This window comes from Streptomyces sp. ML-6, from assembly GCF_030116705.1.
Taxonomy (GTDB): Bacteria; Actinomycetota; Actinomycetes; order Streptomycetales; family Streptomycetaceae; genus Streptomyces.
Genome location: NZ_JAOTIK010000001.1, coordinates 1593124 through 1619431, shown reverse-complemented (window position 1 = coordinate 1619431; position 26308 = coordinate 1593124). Strand labels below are relative to the sequence as shown.

24 protein-coding genes are annotated in these 26308 nt (G+C 71.7%); 13 read left to right on the top strand and 11 right to left on the bottom strand.

Features of this window, described 5'->3' with window-relative positions:
* Positions 1-28: 28 nt before the first annotated feature.
* Entirely contained in the window at positions 29-1240 is a 1212-nt protein-coding gene (locus OCT49_RS07180; RefSeq protein ID WP_283851054.1) for a pyridoxal phosphate-dependent aminotransferase, read from the bottom strand.
* A gap of 85 nt (positions 1241-1325) precedes the next feature.
* Here OCT49_RS07180 and OCT49_RS07175 point away from each other — a divergent pair, with 85 nt between their 5' ends.
* Positions 1326-1994, top strand: coding sequence for a winged helix-turn-helix transcriptional regulator (locus OCT49_RS07175; protein WP_283851053.1), 669 nt, complete (start codon positions 1326-1328; stop codon positions 1992-1994).
* Between the two features lie 111 nt (positions 1995-2105).
* Here the strand turns inward: OCT49_RS07175 and OCT49_RS07170 are convergent, their stop codons facing one another.
* Positions 2106-2378, bottom strand: coding sequence for a nuclear transport factor 2 family protein (locus tag OCT49_RS07170; RefSeq protein ID WP_283851052.1), 273 nt, complete (start codon positions 2376-2378; stop codon positions 2106-2108).
* On the opposite strand from OCT49_RS07170, the gene OCT49_RS07165 reads away from it, so the two are divergent.
* Positions 2359-3006 carry a nucleoside/nucleotide kinase family protein gene (locus tag OCT49_RS07165; RefSeq protein WP_283851051.1) on the top strand — a complete coding sequence of 216 codons (648 nt, stop codon included), beginning with the start codon at positions 2359-2361 and terminating at the stop codon, positions 3004-3006. The genes OCT49_RS07170 and OCT49_RS07165 overlap by 20 nt on opposite strands.
* Positions 3007-3169: 163 nt before the next feature.
* Here the strand turns inward: OCT49_RS07165 and OCT49_RS07160 are convergent, their stop codons facing one another.
* Together OCT49_RS07160 and OCT49_RS07155 are read right to left on the bottom strand one after the other, a co-directional pair.
* A complete protein-coding gene (locus OCT49_RS07160) occupies positions 3170-4066 on the bottom strand; it encodes a carbohydrate kinase family protein (RefSeq protein WP_283851050.1) in 897 nt (298 codons plus the stop codon).
* On the bottom strand, positions 4063-5100 hold the full coding sequence (locus tag OCT49_RS07155; RefSeq protein ID WP_283851049.1) for a pseudouridine-5'-phosphate glycosidase: 1038 nt from the start codon (positions 5098-5100) through the stop codon (positions 4063-4065). The genes OCT49_RS07160 and OCT49_RS07155 overlap by 4 nt, the downstream gene beginning before the upstream one ends.
* Positions 5101-5339: 239 nt before the next feature.
* On the opposite strand from OCT49_RS07155, the gene OCT49_RS07150 reads away from it, so the two are divergent.
* A complete protein-coding gene (locus OCT49_RS07150; protein ID WP_283851048.1) occupies positions 5340-5702 on the top strand; it encodes a cupin domain-containing protein in 363 nt (120 codons plus the stop codon).
* Positions 5703-5798: 96 nt separating this feature from the next.
* Here OCT49_RS07150 and OCT49_RS07145 read toward each other — a convergent pair whose 3' ends face one another.
* The 3 genes from OCT49_RS07145 to OCT49_RS07135 all read right to left on the bottom strand — a co-directional run bounded on the left by OCT49_RS07145 (position 5799) and on the right by OCT49_RS07135 (position 9036).
* On the bottom strand, positions 5799-7154 hold the full coding sequence (locus OCT49_RS07145; protein ID WP_502963342.1) for an MFS transporter: 1356 nt from the start codon (positions 7152-7154) through the stop codon (positions 5799-5801).
* 276 nt (positions 7155-7430) lie between these two features.
* A complete protein-coding gene (locus OCT49_RS07140) occupies positions 7431-7973 on the bottom strand; it encodes a methylated-DNA--[protein]-cysteine S-methyltransferase (RefSeq protein ID WP_283851047.1) in 543 nt (180 codons plus the stop codon).
* 106 nt (positions 7974-8079) lie between these two features.
* Entirely contained in the window at positions 8080-9036 is a 957-nt protein-coding gene (locus tag OCT49_RS07135; protein WP_283851046.1) for a glycerophosphodiester phosphodiesterase, read from the bottom strand.
* Between the two features lie 215 nt (positions 9037-9251).
* Here OCT49_RS07135 and OCT49_RS07130 point away from each other — a divergent pair, with 215 nt between their 5' ends.
* The 5 genes from OCT49_RS07130 (at position 9252) to OCT49_RS07110 (ending at position 16391) form a co-directional block, all read left to right on the top strand.
* Entirely contained in the window at positions 9252-10130 is an 879-nt protein-coding gene (locus OCT49_RS07130) for an MHYT domain-containing protein (RefSeq protein ID WP_283851045.1), read from the top strand.
* A 62-nt stretch (positions 10131-10192) separates the two neighbouring features.
* Positions 10193-12310, top strand: coding sequence for an excinuclease ABC subunit UvrB (uvrB, locus tag OCT49_RS07125; RefSeq protein WP_283851044.1), 2118 nt, complete (start codon positions 10193-10195; stop codon positions 12308-12310).
* 131 nt (positions 12311-12441) lie between these two features.
* Entirely contained in the window at positions 12442-13020 is a 579-nt protein-coding gene (locus OCT49_RS07120; protein ID WP_283851043.1) for a TerD family protein, read from the top strand.
* Between the two features lie 168 nt (positions 13021-13188).
* Positions 13189-15114, top strand: a complete 1926-nt coding sequence (locus tag OCT49_RS07115; RefSeq protein ID WP_283851042.1) for a TerD family protein — start codon at positions 13189-13191, stop codon at positions 15112-15114.
* A gap of 260 nt (positions 15115-15374) precedes the next feature.
* Positions 15375-16391, top strand: coding sequence for a TerC family protein (locus tag OCT49_RS07110; RefSeq protein ID WP_283851041.1), 1017 nt, complete (start codon positions 15375-15377; stop codon positions 16389-16391).
* A 349-nt stretch (positions 16392-16740) separates the two neighbouring features.
* Here OCT49_RS07110 and OCT49_RS07105 read toward each other — a convergent pair whose 3' ends face one another.
* The gene (locus OCT49_RS07105) at positions 16741-17388 is read right to left on the bottom strand and encodes a DUF6518 family protein (protein ID WP_283851040.1); all 648 of its coding nucleotides are present in this window, start codon (positions 17386-17388) and stop codon (positions 16741-16743) included.
* A 307-nt stretch (positions 17389-17695) separates the two neighbouring features.
* Here OCT49_RS07105 and OCT49_RS07100 point away from each other — a divergent pair, with 307 nt between their 5' ends.
* The 3 genes from OCT49_RS07100 (at position 17696) to OCT49_RS07090 (ending at position 19641) form a co-directional block, all read left to right on the top strand.
* A complete protein-coding gene (locus OCT49_RS07100) occupies positions 17696-18505 on the top strand; it encodes an alpha/beta fold hydrolase (protein WP_283851039.1) in 810 nt (269 codons plus the stop codon).
* 22 nt (positions 18506-18527) lie between these two features.
* A complete protein-coding gene (locus OCT49_RS07095; RefSeq protein ID WP_283851038.1) occupies positions 18528-19418 on the top strand; it encodes a helix-turn-helix domain-containing protein in 891 nt (296 codons plus the stop codon).
* Positions 19419-19518: 100 nt separating this feature from the next.
* Positions 19519-19641 (top strand): PmrA, encoded by a 123-nt coding sequence (locus OCT49_RS07090; protein ID WP_283851037.1) that lies wholly within the window; start codon positions 19519-19521, stop codon positions 19639-19641.
* Between the two features lie 60 nt (positions 19642-19701).
* On the opposite strand, the gene OCT49_RS07085 is transcribed toward OCT49_RS07090, so the two are convergent.
* Together OCT49_RS07085 and OCT49_RS07080 are read right to left on the bottom strand one after the other, a co-directional pair.
* A complete protein-coding gene (locus OCT49_RS07085) occupies positions 19702-20358 on the bottom strand; it encodes an MBL fold metallo-hydrolase (protein ID WP_283851036.1) in 657 nt (218 codons plus the stop codon).
* A 10-nt stretch (positions 20359-20368) separates the two neighbouring features.
* A complete protein-coding gene (locus OCT49_RS07080; protein WP_283851035.1) occupies positions 20369-21058 on the bottom strand; it encodes a maleylpyruvate isomerase family mycothiol-dependent enzyme in 690 nt (229 codons plus the stop codon).
* Positions 21059-21233: 175 nt separating this feature from the next.
* Here OCT49_RS07080 and uvrA point away from each other — a divergent pair, with 175 nt between their 5' ends.
* Entirely contained in the window at positions 21234-24293 is a 3060-nt protein-coding gene (gene uvrA / locus OCT49_RS07075) for an excinuclease ABC subunit UvrA (RefSeq protein WP_283851034.1), read from the top strand.
* A gap of 261 nt (positions 24294-24554) precedes the next feature.
* Positions 24555-24983, top strand: a complete 429-nt coding sequence (locus OCT49_RS07070; RefSeq protein WP_283851033.1) for a Rieske (2Fe-2S) protein — start codon at positions 24555-24557, stop codon at positions 24981-24983.
* A gap of 216 nt (positions 24984-25199) precedes the next feature.
* Here OCT49_RS07070 and OCT49_RS07065 read toward each other — a convergent pair whose 3' ends face one another.
* The gene (locus OCT49_RS07065) at positions 25200-26126 is read right to left on the bottom strand and encodes a hypothetical protein (RefSeq protein ID WP_283851032.1); all 927 of its coding nucleotides are present in this window, start codon (positions 26124-26126) and stop codon (positions 25200-25202) included.
* Positions 26127-26308 lie beyond the last annotated feature (182 nt).

The following is a 26308-nucleotide window of genomic DNA, read 5'->3' as shown; positions in this document are numbered from 1 at the left end:
GGCGGGACACCTCACCCCGGGCCGCGGCTCACTGCCGGTACCCGGTCAGGAAGCGGCCGATGCGGCTGATCGCCGCGTCGAGGTCGTCGGCGTGCGGAAGCGTCAGGATCCGGAAGTGGTCGGGGCGCGGCCAGTTGAAACCGGTGCCCTGCACGACCTGGATCTTCTCCCGCAGCAGCAGGTCGAGGACGAACTTCTCGTCGTCGACGATGCGGTGCACCTTCGGGTCGAGGCGCGGGAACGCGTACAGCGCGCCCTTCGGCTTCACGCACGACACCCCCGGGATCTCGTTCAGCCTTTCCCAGGCCCGGTCGCGCTGCTCGTGCAGTCTGCCGCCCGGCGCGACCAGATCCCGGATCGACTGCCGGCCGCCGAGCGCGGCCTGGATGGCGTACTGCGCGGGCGCGTTGGGACACAGCCGCATGGAGGCGAGCGTGGTCAGCCCCTCCAGATAGCTCCGGGCGTGCTGCTGCGGGCCGGAGACGACCAGCCAGCCGGAACGGAAGCCCGCCACGCGGTACGTCTTCGACAGCCCGCTGAACGTGAGGCACAGCAGGTCGGGGGCGAGGGACGCCGCACTGTGGTGCTCGGCGTCGTCGTACAGCACCTGGTCGTAGATCTCGTCGGCGAACACCATCAGGCCGTGCCGGCGGGCCAGGTCGAGGATGCCTTCGAGAACCTCGCGCGGATAGACGGCACCGGTCGGATTGTTGGGGTTGATGATCACGACGGCCTTGGTCCGGTCGGTGATCTTCGACGCCATGTCCGCGAGGTCCGGGTTCCAGTCCGCGGCCTCGTCGCAGACGTAGTGCACGGCCCTGCCGCCCGCCAGCGTCGTCACCGCGGTCCACAACGGGTAGTCGGGGGACGGGACGAGCACCTCGTCGCCGTCCTCCAGCAGCGCCTGCACGGCCATCGAGATCAGCTCGGAGACGCCGTTGCCGAGGAAGATGTCGTCGACCCCGACATCGGTCAGTCCCATCGCCTGGTAGCGCTGCGCGACGGCCCGCCGGGCGGAGAGGACACCGCGCGAATCGGTGTAGCCGTGGGCCTGCGGAAGCATCCGGATCATGTCCTGGACGATCTCCTCCGGCGCCTCGAAACCGAAGAGCGCGGGGTTGCCCGTGTTGAGCCGGAGCACGCTGTGGCCCGCCTCCTCCAGGGCGTTGGCGTGCTCGATGACCGGGCCCCGGATCTCGTAACAGACCTCGTCGAGCTTGCTGGACTGCCGGAACTCCATGCGTGGCCTCCCCGACCTGATTGCGATACTTGGTTTTACCAAGTTTGAGCTTGGAAAGTCCAACAACATGTCTAGACTGCGTTGCATGCCACGTCAGCAACAGCCCGCAACGCGCCCGGCCCGCCGTCGGAGCTACGACCAGTTCTGCGCCACCGCGCGCGCCCTCGATTCCGTCGGCGACCGGTGGACCCTGCTGATCGTCCGTGAACTGCTGGCGGGCCCCCGCCGCTACACCGACCTCCACGCCGACCTGCCGGGGGTCAGCACGGACGTCCTCGCCTCCCGGCTCAAGGACATGGAGCAGGGCGGCCTCGTCACCCGCCGCCGGCTCCCGCCGCCCGCCGCGGCCTCGGTGTACGAACTGACCGGCCGCGGCCGCGGGTTGCTGCCGGTGCTCGCGGCGCTCGCCGAATGGGGTGCGCCCGCCCTGGCCGAGCGGCGGCCCACCGACGCGGTGCGGGCGCACTGGTTCGCGCTCGTGCTGCTGCGTGCGCTGGAGGGGACGGCCCATGAGGGGATCGTGGAAGTCCACCTGGACGAGGGCGAGTTCCACGTGCGCGCCGGTGGCGCGAAGGATGACGGAGCCGTCTACGGGGACGGCCCCGCCGCCCGTGCCGACGCACGCCTCACGCTCGACGCGGAGGTCTGCCTCGCGCTCGGGCAGGGGGAACTGACGCTTGCCGAGGCGGTCGGGGACGGGCGCGTCGAGGTGTCGGGCGACGGGCCGCTCGCCACCGAACTGCGCGGCGAGTGACCACGTCCCTGCGGCGGCCGTGAACGGTCGAGGCCGGTCACCCGGGCATTGGGCGCCGGGGGTCGGGCGCTGGGTGTTGTGCGCCGGGTGTTGTGCGTGGGCCGTTGGTCGTCAGTGGGCGAGCTTGTCGCCGTACGCCCCGAAGCCGGAGATCACCAGGCCGGCGCGGAAGGTCACTACCTCGCAGACCCGGCCGCCGATCCGGTTGCGGTAGTCGATCACCAGGGCGTGCACGCCCACCCGGACGTCCACCAGCTCGGACCTCGGCTCGGTGATGCGCTCCAGGCCCGCCGCCCAGGAGGCGCGCAGCGCCTCCTTGCCGTGCACCGGGCCGGACGCGTCGCCGCGGGGTGATGATGGTCGGGTGCGTTTCGAAGCGATCACCTGGGAACGGCTGGCCGAAGCCTTCGCCGTACGTGCGGACGCCCTGGAACCGGCCGACGGCGGCCCCTGGCTGAAGGCCGCCGTCGACGGCGCCCCGGCGGCCCGTACCGGGGAGTTCGCCGAGCGGGTCGCCCAGGCCCTGCGGATCCGGGGCCGCGCGGTGCTCGTCGTGTCCACCGAGGGGTTCCTGCGACCGGCCAGCCTCCGGTACGAGTACGGCAAGGAGGACCCCGACTCGTACTACGGCAGCTGGTTCGACACGGGCGCGCTGTGGCGCGAGGTCTTCGGGCCGCTGGAGCCGGGCGGGAGCGGCCGGGTGCTGCCGGACCTCTGGGACCCGGTGACCGACCGGGCCACCCGCAGCCCGTACCGGAACCTGCCCGAGGGCGGGGTACTGGTGGTGCACGGCCCGCTGCTGCTCGGCCACTGGTTCCCGTTCGACCTGAGCGTCCACCTGCGGCTGTCGCCGGGCGCACTGCGGCGGCGCACCGAGGGGAGCGGGCACTGGACGCTGCCCGCCTTCGCGCGGTACGAGGAGGAGGTGGGGCCCGCGAGCCGCGCGGACGCGGTCGTGCGCGCCGACGATCCGCTGCATCAGGCGTGGACGGGGTGGGAACGGGACGGGTAGCGGACCGGCCGGACCTCCCGGCCCGAACCGAACCGAATCGGACCTGACCCGACTCGACCCGGACTGGCCCGTGTCGAGTCGGCCCGCATCGAGCCGACTCGGCCCGGACCGGCGCCGCTGTCCTCGTACCAGTGCGGCCGGGGTGGCCGGTGCGGTCGGTGTGTTACGGGCCGGGGCGGCCGCCCACGGTCGTGACCGCCTCCGCCCCCGCCCGGCAGCCCGCCGCCACGGCCGAGACGTCGTCCGCCCCGGCCAGGTGCGCCGCCAGGAAACCGCCGGTGAACGCGTCGCCCGCACCCGTCGAGTCCACGGCGCCGCCCGCCCGGACGCCCGGGACGTGCCGGACGACCGCACCGGCGGCGGCCAGCAGCGCCCCGTCCGCGCCGAGCGTGACGACCACCCGGCCGGCCAGGAGACTCAACTTGGCGGCGGCGTCGGCCGGTTCGGGCAGGCCGGTGAGGAACCGGGCCTCGTCCGCGTTGGGCAGCAGCAGATCGACACCCTCCACCGCCGTCAGGAACCGGTCGGCGCCCAGCTCGGCGAGGAAGCCCGCCGAGGCCGGGTCCACGCTCACCGGAATCCGGCGCCGCCGGGCCTCCCGCAGGGCGAGCAGCGCCGTCGACCGGCTCGTCGCGGCGAAGAGGAGGTACCCGGAGAGATGGAGGTGGGCGACGCCGTCCAGCAACGAGGGCGACCAGTCGGCGGGGGAGAGGCGGAGCACCGCGCCGCTGTCGGTGAGGAAGGTGCGCTCGGCGGCGGAATCGACGAGGGCGACGACGGTGGCGGTCGGCTCCTCGTCGTCCACGGCCAACAGGCAGCGCACTCCCGCCCGTTGCAGCGCGTCCCGGTGCCAGTCCGCGCTGTCGGCGCCGACCCGGGCCAGCAACCGCACGTCGCGGCAGCCCGAACGGGCCGCCCAGCACGCGACGTTGGCCCCCGCCCCGCCGGGGAGGGTGCGGATGCGGGCCGGGGTGTCCGTGCCGTGGACCAGTGCCGTCGCGTGCCGGGCCACCACATCCGTGACCACGTCCCCGATGACGAGCAGCCCGCCGTCGGTCATCGGCCGGCCGCCGGGTCCGGACGCGGCCCCGGGTCCGGGTGCGATGCCGGGTCGGCGTGCGGCGCAGAGCCCCGGTGCGACGCCGGATCCCGTACGGCGGCCGTCCACGCGCCGGAGATCCGCGCGGCGAGCGAGACGTTTCCCCGTACGGCCGCCAGGTTGGCCTCCAGCGAGGCGCCCCCGGTCCCGCGCACCAGACGCTCCAGCAGGAACGGGGTGACGGCCTGCCCCTCGACGCCGCGCTCCCGGCACTCCTCCAGGGCCTCGGCCAGCACGCGGTCGTGGAGCGCCGGGTCCAGCTGTTCCGCCACGGGCACGGGGTTGGCGACCACGAGCGCGGTCCCGGGGCCGCCGAGCGCGTCCTGCGCCCGCATCACGTCCGCGACCTCCTCGGGCGACCGCACCGTCCAGTCGACCGGTTCGCCCGAGTCGTTGAGGTAGAAGCCGGGGAAACGGTCGGTGCCGTAACCGAGCACCGGGACGCCGAGTGTCTCCAGGCGCTGCAACGTCGCGGGGACGTCCAGGATCGATTTCACCCCAGCGCACACCACGGTGATGCCGGTCCGGGCGAGGAGCCGGAGGTCGGCGGACTCGTCCTGGGTCCGCGTCCATTCCCGGTGCACGCCGCCGAGGCCGCCCGTCGCGAAGACGCGCAGCCCCGCGCGGGCGGCCAGGAACGCGGTCGCGGACACGGTCGTGGCCCCGCTCGCACCCGTGGCCAGGGCGGGGGCGAGGTCGCGATGCCCCAGCTTCCGCATCGCCGGGTCCGTGGCGACCCGTTCCAACTGGGCCTTGTCCAGGCCGATATGGGCCCTTCCGTCGAGCACGGCGATCGTGGCGGGAACCGCCCCGGCGGACCGCACGAGCCCTTCGAGTTCCTCGGCCACCCGCAGATTGCGGGGGCGCGGCAGGCCGTGGGCGATGATCGTCGACTCCAGGGCCACGACGGGGTGGTGCGTGGCGAGGGCCGCCCGTACCTCGGTGGAGAGGGCGGGGGCGTGGGAATCTGCGCTGTGCGACGCATTCGATGACATGTCCACATCCCTGTCGCGGGGGTGCCCGCCTCAAACGTGGGACGGGGACGAGGGGCTCGCACGGCGCGGACGGGGCGCACGGGCGGATCCCGCGCGACATGGGTGGTGCGAGGGGTGCATCCGATGAGCGGCGGGGCGGGGGCGGGGGCGACGCGGGCGCCGCACGGTTCGCCGATGCCGCTTCCGCTACGGTGCCGTGGCCGACGGGCCCAGGGGGAGGGGCATTAGGGTGACCGGGCATGACCACTATTGATCAGTCCGCTGCCTCGTTCGTCGTGCACATTCCGGATGCCGAACTCGAACCCGAACCGCTCGACCCCGCGCAGATCGTCTCGGGCGAACCCGTGGTGACGGGCAAGGTGCTCTGGGAGTCCCCCGACGGGAAGCAGGTGCGCGGGATCTGGCAGATCACCCCCGGGGTGGTCACCGACACCGAGGCCAACGAACTCTTCGTGGTCGTCAGCGGGCGCGCGACCGTGGCCGTCGAGGGCGGGGCGACGATGGAGATCGGCCCGGGCGACGCCTGTGTGCTGCGCGAGGGCGACCGTACGACGTGGACCGTGCACGAGACGCTGCGCAAGGCGTACCACATCAGCTCCTGAGGCACCCTGGTCGACACGGGCCCCGGTCCACCAGCCCCGGCTCACCGACGCCCGGTCCACCGGGCCCGGGCTCACCGGGCCCCACGCGTCGTACCGTCACTGCTTCCCGATCGTGTCGGCCGGGGCCGGGGCCGGCTCCGGCCCCGGGTGCGTGGGGGCGGGGCGGGTGAGGACCCGGCGCAGTGCCAGCGCCGCCATCGGCAGCAGCAGGCACGCCCCCACCGCGTTCAGCCAGCCGTAGCTCGCCCGCGCGACGATGACCCCGGCGACCGCTCCGCCGATGCCCGCCGCCGTGTTCATGGTCAGGTCCGACAGGCCCTGCACGGCGGCGCGGGCCGCCTGGGGCACGGAGTCGGTGAGCAGCGCCGAACCGGCGACGAGCCCCGCCGACCAGCCCAGTCCGAGCAGGAAGAGACCGGCCGCCGTCTGCCCGTGGCTGGGGCCCGCGGTACCGGCCAGCAGCGCGGCGCAACAGAGCAGCCCGGCCGCCAGGCCGATCACGGCGAGCCGGCCGAAGCGGTCCGACAGCCAGCCCATCACGGGGGAGAACGCGTACATGCCCATGATGTGACCGCTGATGACCAGGCCGATCAGCTGGAGCCCGGCGCCGTGGTGGCCCAGGTCCACCGGGGTCATCACCATGATCGAGACCATCGTGGTGTGCGAGACGGCCACGGTCACCAGCGCCAGCCGCGCCATCGGCGAGGCCCGGACCGCCGCGATGCCCGCCCGCAGCGAACGGCCCGCCGGCGACCCCTCGTCCTGCGGGGCCAGGGCCCGCGCGGTGAGCAGGGGGTCGGGCCGCAGCAGTGCCCCGACCACCACGGCGGCCAGCAGGAAGATCCCGGCCGCGAAGAAGAACGGCCCCGCCTCCTCGGATATCGCCGTGCCGCGGAAGAGGCGGCCCACCGGGGCGGCGATGTTCGGCCCGAGGACGGAACCGATCGTGGTGGCCCAGATGACGGTGGAGATCGCCCGGGCCCGCCGGTCCGGCTCGGCCAGGTCCGCGGCGGCGAACCGGGCCTGCAGATTGGCCGAGGAACCGGCACCGAACGCGGCCATGCCGAGCAGCAGCAGGGGGAAGCTCTCCACGAGGGTGGACACGACCACGAGCCCCGCGCCGAGCGCACCGATCAGATAGGCCAGCACGAGGCCGGGGCGCCGGCCGCGCGAGGTCATCAGCGCCGCCAGCGGCAGCGAGAGCAGGGCGGTCCCCGCCACCGAAGCGGTGGGAGCCAGCCCGGACAGGGCCTCGGACCCGCTCACCTCCGTGGCCAGTACGGGGGCCAGCGCGATGCCGATCGGCACACCGAGGCCGCCGAGTATCTGGCTGGCTATGAGCACCACGGACGTTCTGCGTTGCAGCGCGGGCAACGCGGCTGCCGTGACCCGGGCGGCCTCGGGGCGGCCGGACCCGGCGGGGGTGTCAGGAGCGTCAAGGGGGTTGGTCACTGACGCAGTGTGCCAGCCCGTACGCAGGTACGAAACCGGGTTCGGGCCGATCCGGGCGGCCCGGGCCGGTGCTGAAGAGCATTCGGAACCCGGCACCGAAGGCCGCTTGGCACCCGCCACCGAAAGGCGTTCGTAACCCGGCCCCGAAGGCAGCTCGGAACCCGGCACCGAAGGCCGCTTGGCACCCGCCACCGAAAGGCGTTCGTAACCCGGCCCCGAAGGCAGCTCGGAGCTCGGCGGCGAGGAATGCTTGCATCCCGGTGCCGAGGGAGGCGCTCAGAACAACGGCTGCGGCAGCACGCCCTCCAGGGCCAGCAGCTTCCGCTTCGTTTCGAGTCCACCGCCGAACCCGCCGAGTCCGCCGCCGCTCTCCACCACCCGGTGGCACGGCACCACCACCGGAAGCGGGTTGGAGCCCATCGCCGCCCCGACCGCCTGCGCGGCCCCCGGCTGCCCGACCCGCTCGGCGAGGTCCCCGTACCCGACGACCGTCCCGTACGGCACCCCCGCCGCCAGCTCGCGGAGCACCTGGCGGTTGAAACCGGAGGTCAGCGACCAGTCCAGGGCGAGCGAGAACTCCCGCGACGAACCCGCGAAATACGCCGCGAGCTGCCGTATCGGCTCGGCGAGCCGGGCGGAACCGGGACTCTCCACCGGCTCCGCGCCCAGTCGGGCCCGCAGCTGTCCGACGGCCTTCCCGCACACCTCGGGACGGGCGTGGAACACCACGCTCACCAGGCCCGTACCGGTCGCGGCAAGGAGCAGCGGACCGATGTCGCTCCCGACGACGGCCCACTCGACGACCCCGTTGCTGTTCATGGGACCACGGTACGACCGGCCACTGACAGCCAAGAGGAGCATCGACCGGCCGCGGCGCCGGGACCGGCCGATGGGCCGGACCCGGGACCGGGGCGGACCCGGGCCGTCAGCCCCGGCCCGTGGCCTCGCGCACCACGTCGGGGTTGTTGGTGATGATCCCGTCCACGCCGAGGCCCGCCAGCCGCTTCGCGGTCGCCGCGTCGTTGACCGTCCAGGTGTTGACCCGGAGCCGCTTCTTGTGAGCGCCCTTCAACGCGTGCACCGCGGTCACGTAGTCGGCCGTGACCGAGGAGTGGGAGGGGTTGATCTGGTCGGTGAAGGCCGCGTACGAGGGAAGGTCGGCCACCGCGGGAGTGCCGAGGAAACCGGTCGTGACGTCGGGACGCTGCTGGTGCACCTTCTTCACGCTCTCGGCGCCGAAGCTCTGGATGACGAGCCGGTTCTTCACGTGGTCGCGGTCGAGCCACCCCTGCCGGCGCAGCTCCCGCAGGGTCGCCTTCTCGATGCCCGGGTAGATCTCGGGGCTCTTGATCTCCAGCAGCAGCTTCTGCCGGTTGCGCTCCACCCGGTTCAGGTACTGCCCGAGGGTGGGCACCCGGGCCCCGGCGAACTCCGGCCCGAACCAGCTGCCCGCGTCCAGCCTGGCGATCTCTGCGGCCGTGAAGTCCTTCACCGCCCACGAGGTCCGGTCGGGGAAGACCTCCTCGACGTTCGTGGTCCGCCTCAGATCGGTGTCGTGCATGACCACCAGCACACCGTCCTTGGAGAGCTGGACGTCGTTCTCCACCCAGTCGATGCCCAGGTCGTCGGCCTTGTCGACGGCGGCCAGGGTGTTCTCCGGCGCGTACGCCGAGGCGCCCCGGTGGGCGAAGACGACGGGGCCGCCCCGCCCCGGGCCCCCGGTCCGGGCGCTGACGGTCCGGACATCGGTGACCGTGGCCGTGTGCCCGGCCGCGGCCGTGGTCCTGCTCGTGGTCCGGGTGTCGGTGGACGACATCAGCAGCGCGCCGGTCCCCATCACGGCTGCGGCGGTGAGGACGGCGGTTGCGGTGCGTGCGTACACGGGTACTCCTTGCGTCAGAGTTGCGGCAGGGCCGAGAGTGACAGCCGTGCCCCAACGGGGGACAGGCGAAGGATGGCCACAACGTGAACGCCGTCGGCGACACCGGGTAACGGGCCGATTTCCGTGTCTATAAGATGCAGCTCTTCTGTTTGTCTGCCGGGCCTCGCGCTTTAGGGTCACCTCCGGACCCGGGCTTCCGCGAAGGGCGTACGAGCATGCAGGGCACGATCGACGGTTTCAGCTACGGGGCGGTGACGCCCGTCGCGGCCTTCCTCATGGCCTGCCTCGGTGCGGCTCTCGGACTGCGTTGCACGACCCGCTCGCTGCGCACCGAACGTTCCTTCAAGGCCGGCTGGCTGGCCCTCGGTGCGACCTCCATCGGCTCCGGCATCTGGACGATGCACTTCATCGCGATGATGGGCTTCTCCGTCGAAGGAGTGGTGATCGGCTACGACAAGCCGATCACCTTCGCCAGCCTCGCGGTCACGATCGGCATGGTCGGCGTCGGGATCTTCCTCGTCGGATACCGCGGCGCCACCCGTATGGCACTGGTGACGGGCGGCACCATCACCGGACTCGGCATGGCCACCATGCACTACCTGGGCATGGCCGGAATGCGTCTGGACGGACAGCTGGAGTACGACACGGTCACCGTGGCCCTCTCCGTCGTCATCGCCGTGGTGGCCGCCACCGTGGCGCTCTGGGCGGCCGTGTCCATCCACGGTTTCCTGCCCAGTCTCGGGGCCAGCGTCGTGATGGGCGTGGCGGTGAGCGGCATGCACTACACCGGCATGGCCGCGCTCAGCGTCCATCTGCACCCCGGTTCCGGCAGCGTGGCCGGCACCACGGCCGCCCCCCTCGTGCCGCTGCTGATCGGCCCCGGCTGCTTCCTGGTCATCGCCGCGGTGGTCGTGATGTTCGACCCCCTGATGGTGCTGGGCACCCCGGACTGGAACGACCCCGGGGCCGCGAACGGAGCGGGACGCCCGCCCGGGACACCGGTCCAGCGGCAGGTGCCGCGGTTCGGGACCCACGCCGACCCGGCGTCGTTCCACTCCCGTCCGCGCGACCCCGCCCCGCCCGGGGAGTGGTGACCGGAGGCCGGCGGAACGGCCGGACGGACCCGGTTGTCAGTGGGGGGTCGTACGGTGGTTCCATGCGGCCCGTTTCGAAGATCGAACGTTCGGTGGCGCCTTTCGAGGTCGTCAGTCCCTACCAGCCCAGCGGCGACCAGCCCGCGGCCATCGCCGAGCTGGAGCGGCGCATCCGCGCGAACGAGAAGGACGTCGTCCTGCTCGGCGCGACCGGCACCGGCAAGTCCGCGACCACCGCGTGGATGATCGAGAAGCTGCAGCGCCCCACCCTCGTGATGGCGCCGAACAAGACGCTCGCGGCCCAGCTGGCGAACGAGTTCCGTGAGCTGCTGCCCAACAACGCCGTCGAGTACTTCGTCTCGTACTACGACTACTACCAGCCCGAGGCGTACGTCCCGCAGTCGGACACCTACATCGAGAAGGACTCCTCGATCAACGAGGAGGTCGAGCGGCTGCGCCACTCCGCGACGAATTCGCTGCTCACCCGGCGCGACGTCGTCGTGGTCGCCTCCGTCTCCTGCATCTACGGCCTCGGCACGCCCCAGGAGTACGTGGACCGGATGATCCACCTCAAGGTGGGCGACGAGATCGACCGAGACCAGCTGCTGCGCCGCTTCGTCGAGATCCAGTACACCCGCAACGACCTCGCGTTCACCCGGGGCACCTTCCGGGTCCGCGGCGACACCATCGAGATCTTCCCGGTCTACGAGGAGCTCGCCGTCCGCATCGAGATGTTCGGCGACGAGATCGAGGCGCTCTCCACCCTCCACCCGCTCACCGGCGAGGTGATCAGCGAGGACCGCTCCCTCCACGTCTTCCCCGCCAGCCACTACGTCGCGGGCCCCGAGCGCATGGAGAAGGCGGTCAACGGCATCGAGCAGGAGCTGGAGCAGCGCCTCGCCGAGCTGGAGAAGCAGGGCAAGATGCTGGAGGCCCAGCGGCTGCGGATGCGCACCACGTACGACATCGAGATGCTCCGGCAGATCGGCACCTGCTCCGGCGTCGAGAACTACTCGATGCACTTCGACGGCCGCTCGCCCGGCACCGCCCCCCACACCCTCCTCGACTACTTCCCCGAGGACTTCCTCCTCGTCCTCGACGAGTCGCACGTCACCGTGCCGCAGATCGGCGCGATGTACGAGGGCGACGCCTCCCGCAAGCGGACCCTCGTCGACCACGGCTTCCGGCTGCCCTCCGCGCTCGACAACCGCCCGCTGAAGTGGGAGGAGTTCCAGGAGCGGATCGGCCAGACCGTCTACCTCTCCGCCACCCCCGGCACGTACGAGCTGTCCCGGGGCGACGGCTTCGTGGAGCAGATCATCCGCCCCACCGGCCTCGTCGACCCGGAGGTCGTCGTCAAGCCCACCGAGGGCCAGATCGACGACCTGGTGCACGAGATCCGCATCCGCGCCGAGAAGGACGAGCGGGTCCTGGTCACCACCCTCACCAAGAAGATGGCCGAGGACCTCACCGACTACTTCCTGGAGCTCGGCATCCAGGTCCGCTACCTGCACAGCGACGTCGACACGCTGCGCCGCATCGAGCTGCTGCGCGAACTGCGCTCCGGCGAGTACGACGTACTGGTCGGCATCAACCTCCTGCGCGAGGGCCTCGACCTGCCCGAGGTGTCGCTCGTCGCCATCCTCGACGCGGACAAGCAGGGCTTCCTGCGCTCGGGGACGTCCCTGATCCAGACCATCGGGCGCGCCGCCCGCAACGTCTCGGGCCAGGTCCACATGTACGCCGACACGATCACCCCGGCGATGGCCCAGGCCATCGACGAGACCAACCGCCGCCGCGAGAAGCAGATCGCCTACAACACCGAACGCGGTCTCGACCCGCAGCCCCTGCGGAAGAAGATCAACGACATCGTCGCGACGATCGCCCGCGAGGAGGTCGACACCGAGCAGCTGCTCGGCACCGGCTACCGCCAGACTAAGGGCGCCAAGGCGCCCGTTCCCGCACTGGCCAAGCAGACCGGCAGCAAGAAGGCCGCAGCCGGCACCGGCACGGTCACCGACCGGCCCGCCGCCGAACTCGCCGGGATCATCGAGGAGATGACCGAGCGGATGCGGGCGGCCGCCGCGGACCTCCAGTTCGAGGTGGCGGCGCGACTGCGCGACGAGGTGGGGGAGTTGAAGAAGGAGTTGCGCCAGATGCGCGAGGCGGGTCTCGCCTGACCGCGTTGCGTTCGGTGTGTTGCAGGACCGACACAAAATGGCCCCGAACGGTCGCAGTGTCGGTGTGACTGCGTAGGGTGCTGGGAAACCGCGCACGGATGGTTGCGGGGAAAGCGGAGAGGGGACAGCGCGTGACGGTCAATATGACCAAGGGTCAGGCCATCAGCCTGCAGAAGGGCGACGGAGGGACCCTGACCGCGGTGCGGATGGGGCTGGGCTGGCAGGCCGCGCCGCGCCGTGGCCTGTTCGGGTCGCGTACACGGGAGATCGACCTCGACGCCTCGGCGGTGCTCTTCGCCGACAAGCAGCCGGTCGACGTGGTCTTCTTCCGCCACCTCGTCAGCGACGACGGCTCGGTCCGGCACACCGGGGACAACCTGGTCGGCGGCGCCGGTTCCGGCGGCGACGACGAGGCGATCCTCGTCGACCTGCAGCGGGTGCCGGTCCACATCGACCAGATCGTCTTCACGGTGAACTCCTTCACCGGCCAGACGTTCCAGGAGGTGCAGAACGCCTTCTGCCGCATCGTCGACGAGACCAACGGCCAGGAGCTCGCCCGCTACACGCTGGACGGCGGCGGCCAGTACACCGCTCAGATCATGGCGAAGGTGCACCGTGCGGGGAGCGGCTGGCAGATGACCGCCCTCGGCAACCCGGCCAACGGCCGGACCTTCCAGGACCTGATGCCGTCGATCCTGCCGCACCTGTGAGCAGGACCTGACCGGACCGGTACGCACCGGTAACCGCAGCTCCCGGAGGCATCGGCCGCCGGGAGCTGCACCGCATGGCGCCGCACCGCACGCGGCGCACCGCATGGCGCCGCGGCGCCCTGCGGCACATCGCACGGCAGTGAAGCGAATCGTCGAGGGGACAGGGCAATGACGGCCGAGCTGGTCCGGGGGCAGAACCACACCTTGCCCCAGACCCGTCTGGAGATCCGGGTATCGGCCGGCACGCCCGTCGTGGCCGGTGCCACGCTCGGCGACGAGAACGGCACGGTGCACGGCACCGAATGGGTCGCCCACCCGGGATCGCCCCAACTGCCCGGCCTCGAAGTGTCCCGCCAGGCCGCCGCCGACCACCGGCTCGCCGTCGACCTCGACGCCCTGCCGGACGCGGTGCACCGGGTCACCGTGCTGCTGGCCCTGCCCACGGGCGTCGGCGGCCCGGTCCGCTTCGGCGCGGTCGCCTCGCCGTTCGTCGCGGTCACCGGACTCGACGGCACCGAGATCGCCACGTTCACCCTCACCGGACTGGACACCGAGTCCGCGGTCACGGCCCTGGAGCTCTACCGCCGCCAGGGCGCCTGGAAGGTCCGCGCCGTCGGCCAGGGCTACGCGGGCGGCCTCGCCGCCATGCTCGCCGACCAGGGCCTGTCCCGGGCGGCCGAACTGGCCCACTCGATCCAGGAAGCGGTCACCCGCGCGACGGCCCGCGCCGTCACCCCGCCCCCGCCGCGCACCCCGGACACCGGCCGCGCCGACCACGGCACGGGCCCCGTACCGCCCCCGCACGACCCCCGGCCGGCCGAACCGCTCACGGAGCCCGCCGCCCCACCGGCCCCGCCCGCCACGAGCGGCGGCCGCATCGACTACGCACACCCCCGCCGCCAGGCCGCCGCACCTCCGCCGCCCCCGTCCACCGCCCCGCCCGCGCAGCCGGGCCGGCCCGCCCCGCCCGTCGCCGGGGACGCGACCGGCTGGTCCATGGACGAGCGCCTCTACAACCAGATCTGGGGCATGTTCGAGGACCTGGCCCGCACCACCGCCGCGTACCGCAGCGCCGTGGAGTTCGCCGAGTCCCGCATGGACCAGGAGCTCGACCGGACCCTGTCCGACCCGCGCAGCCGGATCGGGGGCACGGGCGACCGGGCCCGTCAGGAGGCCCGCGCCAAGCGCGACGAGCTGACCGCCCGCGCCCGCGAGAGCCTCGACCGCGACCTCGCCCAGCTCGCCGCCGAGTCCGACGTCGTGGAGCCCGCGCTCCCCGCCGCGTTCGCACGCTGGGACAACCCCGTCTGGCACGCCTACCGCGTCCCGATGGAGATCCCCATGGCGCTGCGCATCGGCGACCTCCACCTCCCGGAGAAGCCCGACCTGCGCATCCCACTGCTGGTCCGGCTGCCCCTGGAGCGGGGGATCTGGATCGACAGCGGCCGCACGGCCTCCGACGCCGCGGCCCTGATGGACACCACCCGGCTGCGCACCCTGGCCATGGAGAGCGCCGTCGCCCACGCCGCACGCCTGCTGGCCGTCTACCCGGCCGACGAGTTCTCCGTCCACGTCATCGACGCCGCGGGCTCCGGTGCCGCGGCGCTCGCCCCGCTGGTGCACGCCGGGGCGCTCGCCGGGCCGCCCGCCGCCGGGGCCCAGGGGGTCGCCTCGGTCCTCGCCCACCTCACCCGGCGCGTCGACCTGGTGCAGATGGCGATCCGGGCGGGCGCCGCCGACTCGCTGCCGCCGGACCTCGACCCGGGCGAGCAACTGCTGATCGTCAACGACTTCCCGCACGGCTTCGACGACCGTGCCGTCACCCAGCTGCGCTACCTCGCCGACGAGGGCCCCTCGGTCGGCGTCCACCTCCTGATGGTCGCGGACCGGGAGGACGCCGCCGGGTACGGGCCGGTGCTCGACCCGCTGTGGCGCTCGCTGCTCCGGCTCACCCCGGTCCCCGACGACCACCTGGCCGACCCCTGGGTGGGGCACGCCTGGACGTACGAGCCGCCGGTGATGCCGCCCGGAAGCCGGGTCCTGGAACAGGTGCTCGCCGCGGTGGCAGCCGCCCGCCACCCACGACGGTACTGATCCGCGGATCGTTCCGAGCTCTCCCACGCCGCCCTGACCAGCGCTTTTGAAGGAGCTTTACCTTTCTCTTTACCTTTCCTTGGGATTCCCTGTACTCTTCTTTGGACGGAGGGGAGTACTCCCGTACGCGGCGTTCCCGTCAGTACGGACCGTGACCGGTCCCGGGGCGTCGGCCCGTGGCGCACTCCGCGCCCCGGGTGGAAGAGACCTCCGGCAGCGACGACGCTGATCAGTAGCCGTAGCGAACTGCCGGAGGCGCAGTGGACGTTTCATGGACCCTCTGGGCGCTGACCATTCTTGGTCTGTCAGCCCTCATCGCCGTCGACTTCGTCATCGGGCGCAAGCCCCATGACGTGACGACCAAGGAAGCCGGGATCTGGACGATCATCTGGATCGCGCTGGCCGTCCTCTTCGGGCTCGGCCTGCTGGTCTTCGGGGAGAGCCAGGCGTCGGGCGAGTTCTTCGCCGGCTTCATCACCGAGAAGTCGCTCAGCGTCGACAACCTCTTCGTCTTCGTCCTGATCATGGCGAAGTTCTCGGTGCCCTCGCACCTCCAGCAGCGGGTGCTGCTCGTCGGGGTGCTGATCGCGCTGGTGCTGCGGGCCGTCTTCATCGCCGCCGGTGCCGCCGTGATCGCCAACTTCTCGTGGGTCTTCTACATCTTCGGCGCGTTCCTGATCTACACCGCCTGGAAGCTCGTCCAGGAGGCGCGGGCCGGAGAGGAAGAGGAGGAGTTCGAGGAGAACCGTCTCCTCAGGACGATCGAGCGCCGCTTCGGGGTCGCCGACCGCTACCACGGCACCAAGCTCTTCATCCGGAACAACGGCAAGCGCGTCCTGACCCCGCTGATGGTCGTCATGCTCGCCATCGGCACCACCGACGTGCTGTTCGCCCTGGACTCCATTCCCGCGATCTTCGGTCTCACCCAGGACCCGTACATCGTCTTCACCGCCAACGCCTTCGCCCTGATGGGGCTGCGGCAGCTGTACTTCCTGATCGGCGGGCTGCTGAAGAAGCTGGTCCACCTCAGCTACGGCCTCTCGGTCATCCTCGGCTTCATCGGCGTGAAGCTGGTGCTGCACGCGCTGCACGAGTCCGGGGTGAACGTCCCCGAGATCTCCATCCCGGTGTCGCTCGGCGTCATCTGCGGCGTGCTGGTGATCACCACGATCACCAGCCTCGTCGCCGGCCGGAAGCAGGAGCGGGCCGAGGCCGCCGCACGGACGGACGGGATCACGGACGAGGCCGTGGACAAGGGAGCCGAGGTCGACGCCTGAGCCCGCAGGCCGACCCGGCATCCGCCCGGCCGGTCCGACGGGGTACGGAACCGGCCGGGGCGGGCGACACTTCGTCGTCCGCCCCGGCCGGTGTTCTTCGCTCGGAGGTGGGCCTTGGGGCAAGGCCCGACCGCCAGGCCCGCCGCAGTGGTCCGTGCACATGGTGCTGGATGCGCGAGAGCGAGCCCGACATCCTCTTCCGCGGCGGTGGCCGATGCCGCAACTTCCCCCGGATTCTCCAGCTGTTCGCGTGACCGGTCTGCGGCCCTGCAGCCGAAGCGGCGCCCGAAGCCACCTCTTACGGCTTCGGGCGCCCGCGCTGCTGCCACTTCCCGTCGCCCGTGCACTCTCAGCCGAGGAGCGTCGTCAGGATCAGTTTGTAGAAGACGAGGTAGGCCAGTAGTGAAAAGGGAATGGCGGTCAGGAGGGTCAGCGCGCGTTCTCTGTGGGTGCGGCCCATGAGCAGGGGGATGAGAACCAGAAGGGCGAAGCAGGCCCATGCCTGGGAGGCGTAGTGCAGAACCCAGGCGTAGTGGATGGCTTCCGTGCCGAAAACACCCGCCAGGGCGGCGAGACCGATGACGCGGTGGCGTGCGCCGATGCCTCGCCACCCAAAGCCCGCCACCCCGAAGAGGGGGCCGGCGATGAACGCCATGCCGAGCCAGACGAGGGGAGCGAACAGAGAGCCCATGCCGTCGCGCGCGACCTCCGCATAGCCGTAGTAGCCGACGACGAGACCGGACTCGGCGAACAGACCCGCAACGGCGGCCGCGGGCAGGCCGACCTTCCGGGCCGACAGCGCGCCTGCGACGAACGCGGCGACGGACCAGACCGCACCGGAGTTGGCGATCTGATTCCACGCCCCCGGAAGCCAGCCCTGGACCAGATTGGTCAGGACGCCGAGAAGGAGTCCTCCGGCGAATGCCGACGCCGTTGCGCAGGCCCAGGCTCTTCCGCTCGTATCGGGCGCCGAGGCGATGACCGGGGACGCGCTCATGGTGGTTGCTCACTTCTCTGCCGAGGGCTGCATGGCTCGCACCTCTTGGTGCAGTTGTAAGGATGCGTGGTGCCAACGGCGCGTTCCCGTGACCTGCTCCACTGTCCTGTCGCGGAGCAGCTGGTGCGTAGGGACACGTTGAACTGCGTGAATGCCAGGTAGTTCGAGACGGCCGATGGCCGCCGGTCAAACGGCCCGGCTTTCGCGGAAGTTCCGCTCGCCGGGAGACGCAAGCCCTGGCGATGCTCGGCCCCGTGACGACATTTGTACAAGACCGAGGGCCGACAGCCCCGGCATCCTCCCGAGTATGGCTATCCACGACGGTAAGCATGTGCACGGGATGCACTTGGTCCACGACGGCCCGCGGGAGGCGCCGCCGCTGGTGCTCATCCACGGATCGGGGGCCTCGGGCAGCTCCTGGGGCCCGATAGTGCCGGCACTGGCCAGCCGGTATCACGTCATCCGGATCGACCTCCCGGGCCACGGTCAGTCCCCGCCCGCGCCGTCGTACGACGTGCCTGAGCAGGCGGTCAGGCTGGCCGAGGCGCTCGATGAGCTCGGCCTTCGTCCGGTCACCGTGGCCGGGCACTCCAGCGGCGGGTATGTCGCCACCGCCCTCGCCGAACAGCGCCCGGACCTGGTGGGTTCGCTCGCACTGATCAGCAGCGGTCCGAGTCCCGACGCGCTCCTTCCGCAGCCCGTCCTCCTTCGGGTCCTGATCGACCCGCCGCTCGGCCCGCTTCTATGGAGAGTCCGTTCCGACGCGATGCTCCGCCGGGGGGTGACCGCGGTGTGCAACCGCCCGGTGGACGTCCCGAACGACCTGGTCGCCGACGTACGGGGCATCGGTTACCGCACGTTCAGGACGGTGCTGCGCCAAAACGGCGCGTACATCGCCGAGCGGAGCGTACCCGCGCGCCTGACCGCACTCGACGTCCCGGTTCTGGTGATCTTCGGCGCTGCCGACCCCCGCTGGGATCCGTCTTCGGCGCACCACTACGACACCGTGCCGAACGCGCGAGTCGAGCAGCTGCCCGACGTCGGGCACTTCCCCATGCTCGAAGCGCCGCAGGCGACCAGCGAGTTGCTGCTGCGCTTCGCAGCGACGGGCCGCTGACACCCCTCGCTAACCTGGTGCTGTGAAGTCCACCGAATCACCACCTGACTGGGCGTCGGTGGAGGTCGTCGCGTCCCGGCAACGGGGTCGGCTGCCGGGAGCCATCATGGCCGGGTTCCGCCAGCGTGCTCCGGCGCGCGTGGACATCGCCATGGTCGCGCACCCCTCAGTCACTCTGTTCGTGGACCTGAGCGACGAGGACAGCCTTGTCCACGACGCCCACGGCCGGCGCGAATGCGGCAGCACGGTCGTTGGACTGGTACCGGGCGACCTTCGGCTCGGGAGCCGGGCGGCCGGGGGGATCGAGTGCCTCCAGATCCGGTTGTCGCCGGTCCTGGCGGTAGCAGTGTTCGGAGCCTCGACCGACCTCAGCGGGACGGTGGTCTCCTTGGAGGACGTCTGGGGCCGCGATGCCGGGAGAACCGAGGAAAGGCTGCGGGCCGCCGCGTCGTGGGACGAGCGGTTCACGATCGCAGCGGATGCCCTTGGTCGACGGATGAGCGCCCGCCCGTCGCCTGATCCGGAGGTCGCCGCTGCCTGGTGGCTGATGCGCACCAGCCGAGGACGGGTGCGCGTCGACAGCCTGGCGAGCGAGGTGGGATGGAGCCGTAAGCGCCTGTGGTCCCGCTTCCGGTCCCAGATCGGCCTCACGCCCAAGCACGCCGCCCGGCTGGTGCGCTTCGATCACGCCGCCCATCTCCTCGCGGCGGGCAACGCCGCCGCCCAGGTGGCGGCCGAAAGCGGCTACGTCGACCAGGCCCACCTCCACCGCGAGGTCAAAGCGTTCACCGGGGTGACACCCACCGCCGTGGCCGCTGCGCCGTGGCTCGCCATCGATGACGTCGCGTGGCCGACCTCGTTCGCGGACCTGACACCATCGACGTCTCCGGTCCATCGGGTTCCGGCGCATTGAGCCGAGGTCCCACGAGAGACGAGGCATCCTCTCTTGGACGCTCCACCGGCTCCGGCACAGCGCCCTGACACAGGACGCCGAGAACGGCACCTCCACCCCGATGCTGCCGGCCCGCCCCCGCCGCGCCCCCGTCCCCTCCCTGGAGCGCTACGCCCGCCCCGGCGTCGACTCGGTCGCCCGGCACGTCGCCGAACACGACCCCGCCGCACGCCGCCGGACGTGACCCTCGCCGTTTGGGCTGGTGACAGCATTCTTACCGGCGTCCCTTGTACGAGGTTCCGGTTTACCAGCCGCGGGCTCTCCACTCCGCCAGGTGCGGGCGTTCCGCGCCGAGCGTGGTGTCGTGCCCGTGGCCCGGGTAGACCCAGGTCTCGTCGGGCAGCCGGTCGAAGAGCTTGGTCTCCACGTCGTGGAGCAGGCTCGCGAAGGCCTCGGGGTCCTTGTGGGTGTTTCCGATCCCGCCAGGGAAGAGGCAGTCCCCGGTGAACAGGTGCGGGGCGCCGTGCGGGTCGTCGTAGACCAGCGCGATGGAACCCGGGGTGTGACCGACGAGGTGACGGGCGGTCAGGGCGACCCGGCCCACCCGGATCGTGTCGCCGTTGTCGACCAGGACGTCGGTCGGGACCGGGATGCCCTCGGCGTCGTACCGTCCGGCGTGCGTCCGCGCCCCGGTGGCCGCGACGACCTCGCCGAGCGCCTGCCAGTGGTCGCCGTGCCGGTGGGTGGTGACGACGGACGCGATGCCGTCGTCACCGATCAGCCGCAACAGCGTCCCGGCCTCGGCGGCCGCGTCGATCAGCAGCTGCTCGCCGGTGGCCCGGCAGCGCAGCAGATACGCGTTGTTGTTCATCGCGCCGACGGCGACCTTGGAGATCATCAGATCCGTCAGCTCGTGCACATCGGCGGGCCCGCCGACCCTGACCGCTCCGCTGTACGTCATGCGACTCAGCCTATAGCGGGGGGAGCGCGGGGAGGGGTCCTCCCTCGACGGTCAGCGCCGACCCGTCGCGGCGCCCGCAGAGCCAGCCGAGCAGCTCGGGAGCGGTGCCGCGGACGGTGACGGGGGAGCCCGTCGCGCCGCCGCCGGTCGTCCGGGTCCGGCCCTCCTCGTCGACCGCACTCGTGGCCACGACATCGGGGTGCCCGTCGAACCGCTCGACCAGGAAGTCGATCTCCCGGGAGACGAACTCCTCCGGCAGGTCCTCCAGCTCGTAGCCGATGCCCAGGTCGACGTGGTGCAGCTCGACCTCGACGCGGCGCCGGAAGGGGACCCGGGAGGCCGAGTCCGTCACGCCGTTGCGCAGCGTGACCGTGCGGGACCAGTCGGCCGGGGCTGCGGCGGCCTCCGCGAAACGGGCCGCGCTCCCGGCCAGGTCGGCCAGCTGTTCGTCCCGCGGCCGGGGCGCGCCGCGCTCGATGTCGCGGTCGCGGGTTTCGCTGTCTGCGTACATGGGCCGGGCGTGGAGAACGTTCACGAGCGCGTCGGCGTTACGGGAGAGGTGCGCGAGGACGTGTCCCCGGCTCCAGCCCGGCAGCCGGGACGGCAGGGCGAGCGCGGCGTCGTCCAGTTCTCCGGCGGCGTCGAGCAGCCGATCGGTGGCCTCGCGAAGGGCTTCCAGGTCGTGCACATGATCGTTCATGGGGGTGAGCCTAGCCCCGCCACTCATTCGGGTGAAGGAGGTTGCGGACGTCCGTAAATCGAATGCGCGTGCTATACGCTCGGAGTCGAAAGCTTCGTACAACGCTGTGGCGCCCCCCATACCCTGGGACGGGGGCTCAGTTCCCCCATTTCTCTCCAGAAAGGTGCGGACCGGCGTGGCCGACCGTCTCATCGTCCGTGGCGCTCGCGAGCACAACCTCAAGAACGTCTCGCTCGACCTCCCCCGCGACTCCCTCATCGTCTTCACCGGGCTTTCCGGGTCGGGCAAGTCGTCCCTCGCGTTCGACACGATCTTCGCCGAGGGCCAGCGGCGCTACGTGGAGTCCCTCTCCTCGTACGCCCGCCAGTTCCTCGGCCAGATGGACAAGCCGGACGTCGACTTCATCGAGGGTCTCTCGCCCGCCGTCTCCATCGACCAGAAGTCGACCTCGCGCAACCCGCGCTCGACGGTCGGCACCATCACCGAGGTCTACGACTACCTCCGCCTGCTCTTCGCCCGGATCGGCAAGCCGCACTGCCCCGAGTGCTCCAGGCCCATCGCGCGCCAGTCCCCGCAGGCCATCGTCGACAAGGTGCTCGGCCTTCCCGAGGGCAGCCGCTTCCAGGTGCTCTCGCCGCTGGTGCGCGAGCGCAAGGGCGAGTTCGTCGACCTCTTCTCGGACCTGCAGACCAAGGGCTACAGCCGGGCCCGGGTCGACGGCACGACCATCCAGCTCTCCGAGCCGCCCAAGCTGAAGAAGCAGGAGAAGCACACCATCGAGGTGGTCATCGACCGGCTCACGGTGAAGGACAGCGCCAAGCGCCGGCTGACCGACTCGGTCGAGACCGCGCTCGGGCTCTCCGGCGGCATGGTCGTGCTCGACTTCGTCGACCTCCCCGAGGACGACCCCGAGCGCGAGCGGATGTACTCCGAGCACCTCTACTGCCCGTACGACGACCTCTCCTTCGAGGAGCTGGAGCCGCGCTCCTTCTCGTTCAACTCGCCCTTCGGCGCCTGCCCCGACTGCACCGGCATCGGCACGCGGATGGAGGTCGACCCGGAGCTGATCGTCCCCGACGAGGAGAAGTCGCTCGACGAGGGCGCGATCCACCCCTGGTCGCACGGCCACACCAAGGAGTACTTCGGCCGGCAGATCAACGCGCTCGCCGAGGCCCTCGGATTCCGTACGGACATCCCCTGGGCCGGGCTGCCGCAGCGCGCCAGGAAGGCCCTGCTGTTCGGCCACAAGATCCAGACCGAGGTCCGCTACCGCAACCGCTACGGGCGGGAGCGCGCGTACACCACCCCCTCGTTCGAAGGGGCGGTGCAGTTCGTCAAGCGGCGGCACTCCGAGGCCGAGAGCGACTCCAGCCGGGAGCGCTTCGAGGGCTACATGCGCGAGGTGCCCTGCCCGACCTGCGAGGGCACCAGGCTCAAGCCGATCGTGCTCGCCGTGACGGTGATGGAGAAGTCCATCGCCGAGGTCTCCGCGATGTCGATCAGCGAGTGCGCCGAATTCCTCGGCCGACTGAAGCTGAACGCCCGCGACAAGAAGATCGCCGAACGGGTCCTGAAGGAGGTCAACGAGCGACTGAAGTTCCTGGTCGACGTCGGCCTCGACTACCTCTCGCTCAACCGCGCCGCGGGCACCCTGTCCGGTGGCGAGGCCCAGCGCATCCGGCTCGCCACCCAGATCGGCTCCGGCCTGGTGGGCGTGCTGTACGTGCTGGACGAGCCGTCCATCGGCCTGCACCAGCGGGACAACCACCGGCTGATCGAGACCCTGGTCCGGCTCCGCGACATGGGCAACACGCTCATCGTCGTCGAGCACGACGAGGACACCATCAAGGTCGCCGACTGGGTCGTCGACATCGGCCCCGGCGCCGGTGAGCACGGCGGCAAGGTGGTCCACTCCGGATCGCTCGAGGAACTGCTCGGCAACGACGAGTCGATCACCGGCCAGTACCTGAACGGCAAGAAGTCGATCCCGACGCCCGAGATCCGCCGCCCGGTGGACCCGGAGCGGACGCTCACGGTGCACGGCGCCCGGGAGAACAACCTCCAGGACATCGACGTCTCCTTCCCGCTCGGCGTGCTCACCGCCGTCACCGGCGTCTCGGGTTCCGGGAAGTCGACGCTGGTCAACGACATCCTCTACACCCACCTGGCCCGGGAGCTGAACGGCGCCAAGTCGGTCCCCGGCCGTCACACCCGGGTCGACGGGGACGACCTGGTCGACAAGGTGGTGCACGTCGACCAGTCGCCCATCGGCCGTACCCCCCGGTCCAACCCGGCCACGTACACCGGTGTCTTCGACCACGTCCGCAAGCTGTTCGCGGAGACGATGGAGGCGAAGGTGCGCGGCTACCTGCCGGGCCGCTTCTCCTTCAACGTCAAGGGCGGCCGCTGCGAGAACTGCTCCGGCGACGGCACGATCAAGATCGAGATGAACTTCCTGCCGGACGTCTACGTCCCGTGCGAGGTCTGCCACGGGGCGCGCTACAACCGGGAGACCCTGGAGGTCCACTACAAGGGCAAGTCCATCGCCGAGGTGCTGGACATGCCGATCGAGGAGGGCCTGGAGTTCTTCGAGGCCGTCCCGACGATCGCCCGCCACCTCCGCACGCTCAACGAGGTCGGCCTCGGGTACGTGCGGCTCGGCCAATCCGCGCCGACGCTCTCCGGCGGCGAGGCACAGCGGGTGAAGCTCGCCAGCGAACTGCAGAAGCGCTCCACCGGCCGCACGGTCTACGTCCTGGACGAGCCGACCACGGGGCTGCACTTCGAGGACATCAGCAAGCTGATCAAGGTGCTCTCCGGGCTGGTCGACAAGGGCAACTCGGTGATCGTCATCGAGCACAACCTGGATGTGATCAAGACCGCGGACTGGGTCGTCGACATGGGCCCCGAAGGGGGCAGCGGCGGCGGTCTGGTCGTCGCCGAGGGCACCCCGGAACAGGTCGCCGCGGCCCCCGCCAGCCACACCGGGAAGTTCCTCCAGGGCATCCTGGACCCGGACCGGGTGAGCGAGGCCGCGGTGCCCGCCGCCCGCAAGCCGCTGCGGAAGACGGCCGCGAAGAAGACGGTCGCCGCGAAGTCGGCCCCGGCCAGACGGACGGCCACGGCCCGCACGGGCACGGGCAAGGCCGCCAAGGCCGCGGCCGGGACGGCGGCGAAGAAGCCGGCCGCGAAGAAGCCCGCGGCGAAGCGGACGACCCGCGCCCGCGAGGCCTGAGCCGGGAGGCACCCCCGGCGCACGGGCGGGTCGTCCTCGACGCCCCGCCCGTGCGAGCCCCGGTTCCGACCGGAGAAGGCCGGGAACGGACGGCGCCGGGCCGGGGACGGCGGGGCTCGGGTGGGCCGGGCGCGGGGGCGGTCGGAGGCGCCGGTATCGTCGGTTCCGTCACCGATGGCGCTGATGCCCAGGTACTCCCGGTGCCTCAGCCGTCCCCGGTGCCCCTCCGTTTCTCCGTTCCTTACGACCAGTGGAGACCGCATGTCCGGCCAGCCCGCCGCCCGCCGCACCGTGCTGAAGGGCGCCGCTCTCGCCGGCGCCGCCGGGCTGGGAGTGGCCGCCTGCTCGACCGAATCGAAGCTCGGCCACGCCAGGACGCCGACGCCGACCGCCCCCGTGACGCTCGGCGCGCCGGAAGACGTCCCGGTCGGCGGCTCCAAGCTCTACCGCGAGCAGCGGCTCGTCGTCACCTGCCCGGCCAAGGGCCAGTACAAGGCGTTCAGCGCCCAGTGCACCCACGGCGGCTGCCTGCTGGACAAGGTCGAGGACAACGTGGGCAACTGCCCCTGTCACGGCAGCCACTTCGACACCACGACCGGCAAGGCGACGCGCGGCCCGGCCACCGTGCCGCTGCCCGCGGTCCCGGTCCGGGTCGAGGGCGGAAAGCTGATCGCGGGCCCCGAGGCCTGACCCGGCCGGCACACCCGCCTCGCACCGACAGGGGGCGGAGGCCCCGCCGGGCCTGCCCCCTGCCGTGCCCCGCCCCGTGCGGGGCCGTGCCCGCCGCGCCCCGCCGCGCCGGACGCCCGCCGTGTCCCGTGCCGCGCCCGCCCCACCGCGCCGTGCCTGCCCGCCGGGCCGGACACCCGCCCCTCGCCGGGCCGGACGCCCCCGCCGGGGGCGGAGTCACTCCCAGTCCCAGTCGATGCCGACCAGGCCGGGCCGCACCCCCTGCTCCACCAGGTGGACGGTCCGGTGCCTGCCGGTGAGCGTGAGGTCCGTGCGGGCGCCGCGCGGCGCCCCCGCCGAGACCTGGGCGAAGCGCCGGCACCGTACCGGCAGCGCCGCCTCGTCGAACCCCACCTGCAACACGTACTGCCCGCCGCCGAAGCTGAAGCCGCGCACGTACTCGCCGCACGGGCCTCCCGTGCCGTCGTCGAAGCCGTAGCCGAAGAGGTACGTGTCGCCCGACCTCAGCCGGGTGTCGAAGAGCAGCTCGGCGACGAGGACCCCCGTTTCGCCGTCCCAGCGGACCCGCCCCGTCCGGCAGTTCTCCCGGGCCGTCACCGTCACCCGCGCCGGATCGCAGCCCGGGTCGCCCCGGTGGACGGCGAGGTAGCGGTCGATGTCGTCCCGGTGCGCCCGCACCACGTGCTGCGACTCGCGCTGCAGCAGCTCCCGGCCGGGGCCGATCCGTACCCGCTCGTGGTGCCCCACCGTGTGCAGCCCGCCGTCCACCGGCGACCCCAACTCCGCGAGCAGCCGCTCCACCGCACCGGACGATTCCAGCAGCGAACGGTACGACCGCGCGGCCGGGCGGTCGGTCTCCGGACGGCCGCTCTTGGTGCCCAGCAGCCGGAGCAACGAGTTCCCCGGCAGCCCCAGTACCTCCTCCAGCGCCTTCACGGCCCGCAGTGACTCGGCGCGCTGCGGGCGCCTGGCCCCCTGCTGCCAGTAACTCAGGCTGGTCACCCCGACCTTGACCCCGCGGTGCGCGAGATGGTGCTGCACCCGCTGGAGCGGCAGCCCGCGCACCGAGAGCGCGGTCCGCAGCGCCAGGTGGAACGGGCCGGTGTGCAGCACCTGCGCCAGTTCGGCCTCGGTGTGCCGCATGGGTCCTCCAGATGACCGGGTGAACGTTCACGACGCGGCGTGGGAGGGCCGCGTCGGCGGGGGCGGTTGCGCAGGTGGCCGGGGGAGGGCCGTTCACGTGTCCGCCACGCCGTTCACACCGCGATGTTTCCCCGCATTGAAGCGTGTTGACCCGGTCCCGACAACGGTTGATGCTCCTCGGG

What these genes read in the sequence shown, in the direction of transcription:
- uvrB (WP_283851044.1), top strand. Translation starts at nt 10,193, where the DNA reads ATGCGGCCCGTTTCGAAGATCGAACGTTCGGTGGCGCCTTTCGAGGTC.
- OCT49_RS07100 (WP_283851039.1), top strand. Translation starts at nt 17,696, where the DNA reads ATGGCTATCCACGACGGTAAGCATGTGCACGGGATGCACTTGGTCCAC.
- OCT49_RS07090 (WP_283851037.1), top strand. Translation starts at nt 19,519, where the DNA reads ATGCTGCCGGCCCGCCCCCGCCGCGCCCCCGTCCCCTCCCTGGAGCGC.
- OCT49_RS07160 (WP_283851050.1), bottom strand. Translation starts at nt 4,066, where the DNA reads ATGACCGACGGCGGGCTGCTCGTCATCGGGGACGTGGTCACGGATGTG.
- OCT49_RS07065 (WP_283851032.1), bottom strand. Translation starts at nt 26,126, where the DNA reads ATGCGGCACACCGAGGCCGAACTGGCGCAGGTGCTGCACACCGGCCCG.
- OCT49_RS07115 (WP_283851042.1), top strand. Translation starts at nt 13,189, where the DNA reads ATGACGGCCGAGCTGGTCCGGGGGCAGAACCACACCTTGCCCCAGACC.
- OCT49_RS07175 (WP_283851053.1), top strand. Translation starts at nt 1,326, where the DNA reads ATGCCACGTCAGCAACAGCCCGCAACGCGCCCGGCCCGCCGTCGGAGC.
- OCT49_RS07130 (WP_283851045.1), top strand. Translation starts at nt 9,252, where the DNA reads ATGCAGGGCACGATCGACGGTTTCAGCTACGGGGCGGTGACGCCCGTC.
- OCT49_RS07180 (WP_283851054.1), bottom strand. Translation starts at nt 1,240, where the DNA reads ATGGAGTTCCGGCAGTCCAGCAAGCTCGACGAGGTCTGTTACGAGATC.
- OCT49_RS07140 (WP_283851047.1), bottom strand. Translation starts at nt 7,973, where the DNA reads ATGAACAGCAACGGGGTCGTCGAGTGGGCCGTCGTCGGGAGCGACATC.
- OCT49_RS07080 (WP_283851035.1), bottom strand. Translation starts at nt 21,058, where the DNA reads ATGAACGATCATGTGCACGACCTGGAAGCCCTTCGCGAGGCCACCGAT.
- OCT49_RS07150 (WP_283851048.1), top strand. Translation starts at nt 5,340, where the DNA reads ATGACCACTATTGATCAGTCCGCTGCCTCGTTCGTCGTGCACATTCCG.
- OCT49_RS07105 (WP_283851040.1), bottom strand. Translation starts at nt 17,388, where the DNA reads ATGAGCGCGTCCCCGGTCATCGCCTCGGCGCCCGATACGAGCGGAAGA.
- OCT49_RS07155 (WP_283851049.1), bottom strand. Translation starts at nt 5,100, where the DNA reads ATGTCATCGAATGCGTCGCACAGCGCAGATTCCCACGCCCCCGCCCTC.
- OCT49_RS07070 (WP_283851033.1), top strand. Translation starts at nt 24,555, where the DNA reads ATGTCCGGCCAGCCCGCCGCCCGCCGCACCGTGCTGAAGGGCGCCGCT.
- OCT49_RS07085 (WP_283851036.1), bottom strand. Translation starts at nt 20,358, where the DNA reads ATGACGTACAGCGGAGCGGTCAGGGTCGGCGGGCCCGCCGATGTGCAC.